An 8,334-nucleotide genomic window follows, 5' to 3' on the forward strand; every position below is an offset into this window, starting at 1 on the left:
ACTCCTTCGCGGCGCTTCAGGTACCGCGCCATCTCGGTGCTTGTCCAGTGGCTCAGTCCGGTCTCCGGCGGAGGGGTGGCCCTGGTCAACGCCAGGATCCGCGCCCGTACCCGCCCCGGGACCTCCCGTGGCCGCCCCGGGGACACCCGGCTCACCAAGCCGTCCGGCCCCTCCTCGTCATAGCGCGACAGCCACAGCCGCACGGTAGGCTTCGACGCGCCCGCCTTCTCGGCTATTTCCTGCACTGAGGATCCTTCGTCCCGCCATAGCACCATACGGGCGCGGGCAGCCGCAGACCTGTCGTACCCACCGCCTCCAGCCAAGGACTCGAGAATATCGCGTTGATTATCAGTTAGGATCATGTGTCCAATTTACCCACACTTTTTCCAGCCTAACAGTGGCACTGGAACGGGCATTTGTTTACGCCGCACTAGTCGTACGAGGTGACGCTGGGGGTGCTGGGCGGCCCTATCGGTCGGAGTGATCTTGCGCTCCGTGTCCAGTCTGGGCGTGCTGCGCGGATGCTCGTGTTGGCCAGGCGGAATGTCGCGGGCGACGACTCGCCCGCGACAGTTCGGGACTCCGCGTGGCGGGGTCAGAACTGGTTCTCGCCGCCGTTGACGTGCAGGGTGGTGCCGAGCACGAAGCTGCTGTCCGCGGAGGCGAGGAAGGCCACCGCGGCGGCGACCTCCTCCGGGCGCCCCCTGCGGCCGATCGGCACTCCCGCCGCGAGTTCCGCCTTGACGGCGGCCGCGTTCTCCTCGCCGATGGCGATGTCGACTCCGGGGGTGTCGATCGCGCCCGGCGCGACCGTGTTGACCCGGATGTCCCTGCCCTTCAGCTCGTTGGCCCAGGTCCGCGCGAGGGACCGGATCGCGGCCTTCGACGCCGCGTACAGGCCGAAGGCCTCCCGGCCGTCGTCGGCGCGAATGGAGTCGTTAAAGATCACCGAGGCGCCGTCGTTGAGCAGCGGCAGCGCCTTCTGCACGGTGAGCAGTGTGCCCCGGACGTTGACGCCGAAGATCTGGTCGAACTGTTCCCCGGTGGCCTGCGCCAACGGTGCGAGCGTGGCCATGCCCGCGTTGGCGAAGAGCACGTCCAGGCCCCGGCCGCGGTCACGGATCGCGTCGTACAGCCGGTCCAGGTCGGTCGGCTCCGATATGTCGCCCGGCACCGCGGTGACCGCGGAACCGATCGACTCAACTGCCCTGTCGAGCGCATCCTTGCGCCGGCCGGTGATGAACACATGGGCGCCCTCGGACGCCAGCCGCGCGGCGGTGGCCAGGCCGATTCCTGTGCTCCCGCCGGTGACGACGGCGGTCTTGCCTTCCAGCTGTCCCATTGCTTGAACTCCCGAAACTTAGATACCGATCGGTGCAGAATGAAATCGTAGCACTTCTGCACCGATCGGTATCAAGGCCGTAGGATGGGGCCGTGGAGATCACCCGGAAAGCGCCGATCGGCCGGCCGAGAGGCTTCGACGCCGACGAGGCCCTGGAGCGGGCGATGATGGTCTTCTGGGAGCAGGGCTACGAAGGCGCCAGCCTGACCGACCTGACCCGCGCCATGGGCATCACCCGCAAGAGCATGTACGCGGCTTTCGGCAACAAGGAGGAGCTGTTCCGCAAGGCCCTGGAGCGCTACACCGAAGGTCCCGCCGCCTATGCGGCCCGCGCACTGGAGAAGCCGAGCGCCCGGGAGGTGGCCACGGCGTTCCTCGCCGGCTCGGTCAGCACGACCACCCGCCCCGGCTGCCCCGCCGGGTGCCTGGGCGTGCAGGGCTCGCTGGCCGCCGGCGACTCGGGACGGGCGGCCCAGGATGCCCTGATCGCCTGGCGCGACGACGGCCGTGCTCGCCTCCGCCACCGGTTCCAGCAGGCCGTCGACGAGGGTGATCTGCCCCCCGGCGCGGACCCGGAACTGCTCGCCCGATACGTCATGACCGTGGCGAACGGCATCGCCGTCCAGGCTGTCGGCGGCGCCACCCACTCCGAACTCCAGCAGGTGGCCGACGCGGCGCTGCGGAACTGGCCACCCGTCTGACAGTAGGTGCCCGTGGGAGCGTGTCGCGCCACCCGAAGCGAGGAACCGCACCCAAATCAGCGGCATCGCCAGCCATCAAGCCCTCCGCTTGGACAATGAAGTTAGTCGCCGCAGGTCACAGAACCGCTCTCGGCTAACTTCGCTGTCCAAGGGCACACCGGGTGACTTCGAGGTTCGTCAGGACGAGCAGGGCCCGCAGGAGCGTGATGGCGTGACGGACGTGYAGGCGGAGCTTGGTGAGGATCCTCCAGTTCTTCAGGTGGGCGAAGGCGTGTTCGCAGACCGCGCGGACGGACGCGATCAGCTTGTGTACGCTCTCCCAGCCGATCCGCAGATCTCAACCATCGCTCCCGATCAGCAGACCACCCTTCTACCAGGGCTAATGCGCTGGTCACCGGAGACCGTCCCACGTTGCGTCACGGATCGAGATCTCACCGGTCAGCACTTCTTGCCTGAGAGTGCTGTGTCTGGTGCTGTATGTAGGTGGCTGCCAAACGTTCGGGCTGGTCGGAGTTCCACCGCGCCCAAGAACAACAGCGCGCTCGCCTCGATCGTGAGAAGCGCCAGATCGACGCGGCGGCGAACCGGGTCCAGAAGGCGATGGAACGGGCGCGACAGAAGGCCGAACGCCAGGCCCGGACCGACACCCGACAACGCGAGCAGCTGAACCACGTTCTGATGGCGGCAGAGGCCGAAAAGCTGTCCGCTGAGGTCGACGCCCAGGTTCAGACGCTGAACGCGCTGCTGACCGGGGCGAACCTGGCCCCGTTCTCGTTCGGCGGCCTGCGGCGCGAGGCACGGATCCCCACCTTTGACCTGCCTCGGTTCGGGTCGCCGACACCCATACCGGACTGGGATGAATTCGCCCCGCCCGGCCCTCCGCGCGGACTGGCCGCGATGCTTGGCGGTCGCGCCCGCTACGAGCAGGAGCTGGAAGAGGCGCAGGGGCGCTACCAGGAGGCCGTCGACACCGCGCAGCGCGCGGAGGCCAGCAGGCAGGAACGGATCCGCCAAGCCCGCAGCGACCACCAGCGGCGCGCAGACAGAGTCCGCGCCGAGGTTGCCCGGCACAACCAGCAGGTGGAACTCTTCGAGGCTGCCTATCGTGCGGGCGACACCGACGCGGTCGAGGACTTCGTCACGCAGATCCTGGAGCGGTCGAGCTACCCGGCCGGGTTCCCGAAGAACCGGAGGCTTGCCTACCGGCCCGAGCYGCGTGAGATCTGGATCGAGTTCGATCTACCCACCAACGAGATCGTCCCGGCCGAGCGCGGCTTCCGCTATGTCAAGACGCGCAAGGAGATCGACACCCTGCCCCGGGCAGACCGGGACCGTAAGGCTCTCTATGCCGCCGTCGTGGCACAGACCGCACTGCGTCACCTGCGGGAGATCTTCGAGACCACCCCACGGAGCCTGGTCGACTCGGTCGCCCTCAACGGACACGTACGCACCCGCGACCCCGGTACCGGCCAGCCTGCCCACCCCTGCCTGATCACCCTCAGCGTGACGCGAGAGATCTACGAAGGCTTGGACTTCGACCACCTCCGGCCCGTGGAATGCCTGAAGCACCTGAAGGCGATCGTGTCGCCGCACCCGTACGACGTCGAGGCCGTGACGCCGATCGTTGACTTCGATCTTTCTCGCTACAAGTTCATCGACGACTTCGACGCCGCCGCCGAGCTCGACAGCCGGCCCGACCTGCTTGCCATGGACCCGTTCGCGTTTGAGCACCTCATTCGCCAGCTCTTCGAGAAAATCGGGATGACTGGCTGGGCCAAGACGACACAAGGATCACGTGACAACGGTGTCGACGTCGTCGTCACAGACGCGAACCCGATCACGGGCGGCGTCTGTGTCATCCAGGCCAAACTCTATAAGCGGGTCGTTCCAGCCGAGGCGGTACGGGCACTCTGGGGAACAATGGACGACCAGAACGCCACCAAGGGAATCCTGGTCACATCCTCCTGGTTCGGTCCCGCGAGCAGGGAGTTCGTCGCGAAACGCGCCGGGCGAATCCGGCTCATCGAAGGAGGCGAGCTCAAGGGACTCCTCGAGGAGCACCTGAACAAGAAGGTCCGCATTGCCCTGCCCAAAGCTCCGCCGACCCGCTCCGGCCCGACAACCTGACTCCACCCGGCTCCCCGACCTGCCAGGTATGGACAGTGACGAAGGCGGCCTACCGGGCCTATCCTGATCACAGAGGGTCATCGGAGGCGACCAATATCTACTGGTCGGAGCGTCGGTGACGGTTGGGCGCCGACGGGGTCTGTGGGTGCCTGTGACCGCCGGGGGCCGCGAGGAGACGCGGGCTTCCCGGGATGAAGACCACGCCAGTAGCCAGGCCGGAGGCGGGCAGGACTCCTACACTGGCAGCATGAGCGTGCGCGACGAAGCACACCGGCTGCTTGACGCGCTGCCGGAGGACCGGCTATCCGACGCCGTGGAGCTGCTGCGGCAGTGGGCGGAAGTGGAGCGTGGCGAGCGCCCCCGCCGTCAGTTCCGTACGACCGCCGTCTTCGACGGTGAGCCGGATCTGGGCGAGCGCGCCAAGGAGGTCGTGCGCGAGGCTTGGGGTGATGGGGACCGCCGCAGCGCGTGATCGTCGTCGACACCGGCCCCGTGGTGGCCGTCGCCAACCGCAAGGACGATCACCACCGGCAGTGCGTCGACCTGCTCCAGAACTTTCCCGGGCCACTTCTGCTCCCAGCCCCGCTCCTCTCGGAGATCGGCTACATGCTCTTCAGCCGGGCCGGAGCGAAGGCCGAGGCCGATTTTCTGCGCGACGTGGCGGACGGTGTCTACGAGCTGGCGCCCGTCACGCCTGTCGAGGCCCATCGGGCCGCTGTTCTGGTCGAGCGGTATGCAAATCTTCCGCTGGGCACCGCCGACGCCTTCGTCGTCGCGGTCGCCGAGAAGTTCCAGGCGGTGCATATCGCCACGTTGGACCGCCGGCACTTCAGCGTGGTCCGTCCAAGCCACGTCCCCGCTTTCACTCTGCTCCCGTAGCCTGCCGCCAGCCAGTTTTCCTGGCGTTCGTGTTGCCGGCGTAGCCGGCCCGGCGGATCTTCGCGTGGATGGGTTCGACGGACACGGTCGGGCCGCTGACCTGCAGGTTCAGGTTCGCATTAGTGCTGGTTGGGTGCACAAATCGGCCCCCTGACCTGCGACGATGCCAAGCAAGATCGGCCAGTGCGGGCCCGAAACCCGCTCTGGCGCTTAATGAGCACCAGGTCGCACGCCCACGCTCCACCGGGCACCCGCATGCCACGTGACCTGCACCATCAGCGCCGAACCGGCCGGACAGTCCGAGCACAGGGCTCAGACACCTGATAACTCTCCCGCTCCACCCCGCCGCGAAGACCCCCGCAGGCACCCTGGGATTCGTCTACGGCGCGGTCGCACGCAGGATCTGACCGAGGCGTTTCGCCGCCGCCCGGCCCCGGCGCCGGTGGCTACCGCCCGTCCACCTTCGTCGCGGTGTCGCCAAAGACGAACGAGCTGGGCTCGCACTCCGCGATGAAGTCGCAGGGGAAGCCGAGCTGGAACTCGACCGCGGACTCCAGCCGCCGGATCTCGTCCGCCGGCAGGGTGAGGTCGAGCGCGCCCAAGTTCTCGGCGAGCTGCGCGGTGTTGTTGATGCCCATGATCGGGTGCACCGCCGCGGACCTGCTGCGCGTCCAGGCGAGCGCCACCTGGGCGGGGGTGGCGCCCAGTTCCTCGGCGACCGCGCGGACGGCCGCAGCCGCGGCCCGGTCGCGCGCGGTGAGCGCCCGCAGGTTGACCCGCTCCGAGCCCCGCGGGCCGTCGGGTGCGTCGACGACACCGGAGAGCACGCCGGCGGCGAGCGGCGACCAAGCGGCCACGGTCAGCCCGAGCGACTCCGCCATGGGCAGCAGCTCACGCTCGATGTCGCGGGTCAGCAGGTTGTAGGGCACCTGCACACCTGCGAACGGTGACCAGTCGCGCCACTGCGCCAGGGTGTTCGCCCGGGCGATGATCCAGGCCGGAGCGTCGGAGATGCCGACGTAGAGGACCTTCCCCGCGCGGACGACGTCGTCCAGCGCGCGCATGGTCTCCTCGATCGGGGTGTGCCGGTCCCAGATGTGCACCCAGTAGATGTCGATGTAGTCGGTGCGCAGCCGGCGCAGGCTCTGTTCCAGCGAGAGCACCAGGTTCTTGCGGTGGTTGCCCGAGGCGTTGGGGTCGCCCGCGTCCCGCGACAGCGTGTATTTCGTGGCGATGAGGAAGCGGTCACGCCGGTCGATGACCGAGCCGAGCATGCTCTCGCTCTCGCCGTACGCCGAGGCGGTGTCGAGGACGTTGCCGCCCGCGTCGGCGTAGGCCTCGACGATGCGACGGCACTCGGTCGCGTCGGGCACGGTCATCGTGCCCAGGAAGAGCTCTGACACCCGCAGGCCGGTCTGGCCGAAGAGCCGGTACCGCATCGTCAGACCGTTTGTCGGTGTGCGGAAGGTGCTGCCCATGTGCCTCAGCCTGCAGCGGTACGCCCGACGTAGGGAGACCGTGGCAGGGCCCCTCTGGGCTGCCTAGGCTCGGGGCATGGTCGACAACGTGTTGGGCGGGTTCCTCCGGGCCCGACGGGAGTCGATCTCGCCCACCGATGTCGGGCTGCCGGCCGGCGCGCGCCGTCGCACCCCCGGCCTGCGCCGGGCCGAGCTGGCCATCCTCGCGGGCGTCAGCGTCGAGTACCTGACGCGGCTGGAACGGGGCCGCGACCGCCATCCGTCCGGCCAGGTACTCGGCGCGCTCGCCGACGCGCTCCGGCTGTCCCCGGACGAACGCGTGCACCTCTACCGCCTGGTGAAGGTGGTCGGCGGCGAGGTCTGCGCGATGTCCGCCGCCCCGGCCCGGCCGCCCCTGCGCCCAACCCTGCGGGCACTGCTCGACCGGCTCGAGCCCGCCCCCGCACTGGTCGTCACCGCGCACGGCGACGTGCTCGCCCACACCACCGGGTTCACCCGCCTCGCCGCTCCGGTCGGCCTCGTCGGCGACGTCCCCGCCAACCTCGCGCGCTACGTGTTCACCGACGCGCGGGCGCGGGCGACCTTCCCGGACTGGGCGCGGGTGGCGGACGAGCGTGCCGCGGCGCTGCGGGCGGCGGCCGACCTCGGCGACGGTGCGGCGGCGGCGCTCGCCGACGAGCTGTGCATCACCGCGGGCGGCGAGTTCGGCCACCGCTTCGCGACCGCCGCCGTCCTGCCGGCCTGGACCGGCGTCGAACGGTGGACCCACCCGACCGCCGGCGACCTTCGGCTGGCCTTCGAGACCCTGCTCCTGCCCGGCACCGACGACCACCGCCTCGTCGCCTACCTGCCCGCCGACACGGCCACCGCCGCTGCCCTGACCACCATCCTCACCACCGTCGCGCCCGCCACGGCGCCGGCCTGACCCCGCTGCCAGTCCTGGATGCGGGGGCCCATCCTTTACTGACGATCTTCCGTGCGAACCTCGACCGGGCCCGTCGTAGAGTCCAACCGCACCGTTCCCCGCGCCGCCGCGCATAGATTCCATCCAGCCGCGAGACCACTCCTGCTCCTAACGACCTCGCACGCCAGATTGGCGATGCCATTAACCGTCGCCAGGAACCCCGCCGACACAGATTGTGGATGAACAGAAGCCAGCTGGCCGCAGCTATGAAAAACGCCCGTAGCTACGGCGATACCCTCAACTACCTTACCTTCACAAATATCAGCCCACCATTGATCGTCGGCGCGCAGTACGGTGTTGCGATGACACGATCATGCAGAAACGTCACCCGGCGCCACCAGAGCCCGCAGACCCTGCTGGTTAATTGAGCCGACACGCCGGGTGGGGTCGTCGTCGGGAGCGTGTCGCGGCTGGATCATGCCGTGTGYGGCCGTCTTCCTCCTCTTTTCGTCCGGCTGCGGGATGGGGTGTGTGGTGTCGGTGCATCCTCGGTCGTGGCCGGAGCCGGCGGCGGAGATCGTGAACGCGGTCCGGGTGATGTATGCCCGYCGGAAGGCACCACTGGCGGTAGCGGCGCGCGACCAGTTGGGTGAGCTGTTCGCGGATGAGCAGTTCGTCGAGGCGTTCGGGGTGCGGGGCCGTTCGGGCTGGTCGCCGGGCCGGCTGGCGCTGATCACGGTGCTGCAGATGGCGGAGAACCTGACTGATCGGGCGGCGGTGGACGCGGTCCGGCTGCGGATCGACTGGAAGTACGCGCTGGGCTTGGGGCTCGATGACGAGGGGTTCGACCCGTCGGTGCTGGCCGAGTTCCGGGCTCGGCTGGTGGAGCACGGGCTGGAGGAG

The 8,334-nt window shown here is 68.8% G+C and carries 9 protein-coding genes and 1 pseudogene; 7 read left to right on the forward strand and 3 right to left on the reverse strand.

Translation table 11 applies throughout. From position 1 onward, the window contains the following. A partial coding sequence (locus BBK14_RS05705; RefSeq protein WP_241831187.1) for a helix-turn-helix domain-containing protein occupies positions 1-245 on the reverse strand: 245 nt, incomplete at its 3' end. 350 nt (positions 246-595) lie between these two features. Beyond that, positions 596-1,342, reverse strand: coding sequence for an SDR family NAD(P)-dependent oxidoreductase (locus BBK14_RS05710; protein ID WP_071060136.1), 747 nt, complete (start codon positions 1,340-1,342; stop codon positions 596-598). Positions 1,343-1,434: 92 nt separating this feature from the next. Here BBK14_RS05710 and BBK14_RS05715 point away from each other — a divergent pair, with 92 nt between their 5' ends. The 4 genes from BBK14_RS05715 (at position 1,435) to BBK14_RS05730 (ending at position 5,049) form a co-directional block, all read left to right on the forward strand. Further along, positions 1,435-2,043 (forward strand): TetR/AcrR family transcriptional regulator, encoded by a 609-nt coding sequence (locus BBK14_RS05715; protein WP_071060137.1) that lies wholly within the window; start codon positions 1,435-1,437, stop codon positions 2,041-2,043. Positions 2,044-2,526: 483 nt separating this feature from the next. Beyond that, on the forward strand, positions 2,527-4,170 hold the full coding sequence (locus BBK14_RS05720) for a restriction endonuclease (protein WP_198541183.1): 1,644 nt from the start codon (positions 2,527-2,529) through the stop codon (positions 4,168-4,170). Positions 4,171-4,417: 247 nt separating this feature from the next. Continuing rightward, on the forward strand, positions 4,418-4,642 hold the full coding sequence (locus BBK14_RS05725) for a hypothetical protein (RefSeq protein ID WP_071060141.1): 225 nt from the start codon (positions 4,418-4,420) through the stop codon (positions 4,640-4,642). After that, complete coding sequence (locus BBK14_RS05730) at positions 4,639-5,049, forward strand: type II toxin-antitoxin system VapC family toxin (protein ID WP_071060138.1); 411 nt, start codon at positions 4,639-4,641, stop codon at positions 5,047-5,049. The genes BBK14_RS05725 and BBK14_RS05730 overlap by 4 nt, the downstream gene beginning before the upstream one ends. A gap of 446 nt (positions 5,050-5,495) precedes the next feature. Here the strand turns inward: BBK14_RS05730 and BBK14_RS05735 are convergent, their stop codons facing one another. After that, complete coding sequence (locus BBK14_RS05735) at positions 5,496-6,527, reverse strand: aldo/keto reductase (protein ID WP_241831188.1); 1,032 nt, start codon at positions 6,525-6,527, stop codon at positions 5,496-5,498. A 76-nt stretch (positions 6,528-6,603) separates the two neighbouring features. Between BBK14_RS05735 and BBK14_RS05740 the strand changes: the two genes are divergently transcribed. From BBK14_RS05740 to BBK14_RS39630, 3 genes and pseudogenes are all read left to right on the forward strand, one after another. Beyond that, positions 6,604-7,452, forward strand: coding sequence for a helix-turn-helix domain-containing protein (locus tag BBK14_RS05740; protein ID WP_071060139.1), 849 nt, complete (start codon positions 6,604-6,606; stop codon positions 7,450-7,452). Between the two features lie 218 nt (positions 7,453-7,670). Continuing rightward, positions 7,671-7,859 carry a hypothetical protein gene (locus BBK14_RS38740; RefSeq protein ID WP_131802172.1) on the forward strand — a complete coding sequence of 63 codons (189 nt, stop codon included), beginning with the start codon at positions 7,671-7,673 and terminating at the stop codon, positions 7,857-7,859. Positions 7,860-8,052: 193 nt separating this feature from the next. Next, a pseudogene (locus tag BBK14_RS39630) lies at positions 8,053-8,334 on the forward strand (transposase); the annotation flags it as partial.

The sequence above is a fragment of the Parafrankia soli genome (assembly GCF_001854695.1).
Taxonomy (GTDB): domain Bacteria; phylum Actinomycetota; class Actinomycetes; order Frankiales; family Frankiaceae; genus Parafrankia; species Parafrankia soli.